At 52.1% G+C, this 597-nt stretch carries 2 protein-coding genes; both read left to right on the top strand.

Going from position 1 to position 597, the window contains the following annotated elements:
- Positions 1-185 (top strand): transposon-encoded TnpW family protein (locus B5F19_RS16935; protein WP_087292931.1); only part of this gene is annotated, 185 nt, incomplete at its 5' end.
- Positions 186-296: 111 nt separating this feature from the next.
- The coding region (locus B5F19_RS16930; RefSeq protein WP_055236911.1) for a recombinase family protein at positions 297-597 on the top strand (301 nt) is incomplete at its 3' end.

Genomic DNA, 597 nt, shown 5'->3' with positions numbered 1-597 from the left:
CAGATAGACAGCAGCACGACACCCGCACCACCCGCCGCCCCGACTGCGTGACGGAAATCCGCATGGGCAATTCCGTCCTTGTCGTGTCCGGCTATTTCAAGAAAGACACCACGACCACCGCCGCCGACAAAATGGCGCGGGTACTGGAAGCGGAAGCCGCTGCTACACAAAAATCGGCAATTTGACAAATCATAAAGAAGCTGATTTTACACTTTTGCCGCTATACAGCCCGCCCTATTCCGTGGTACAATGAAACCACGGAATAGTGGGGCTGGCTGTCGGAAACGGAGGATTTTATGTTAAGACAAGCCACCCAAAACCTCATTACCGCCCTTTATCCGAGATTGTCCCATGAGGACGAATTGCAAGGCGAGAGCAATTCCATATCGAACCAGAAAAGGATTTTGGAAACCTACGCCAAGCAGAACGGCTTTACCAATCTGCGCTGGTACACCGACGACGGCTTCTCCGGCGCAAACTTTCAAAGACCCGGTTTTCAAGCCATGCTTGCAGACATTGAAGCCGGGAAAGTGGGTACGGTCATAGTCAAGGACATGAGCCGGTTAGGGCGAAACTACTTGCAGGTAGGGTTTTACA

Source organism: Pseudoflavonifractor sp. An184 (genome assembly GCF_002160305.1).
Classification (GTDB): Bacteria; Bacillota; Clostridia; order Oscillospirales; family Oscillospiraceae; genus Lawsonibacter; species Lawsonibacter pullicola.
The sequence above is the reverse complement of the archived record's forward strand: the minus strand, read 5'-3'. Positions and strand labels throughout refer to the sequence as shown.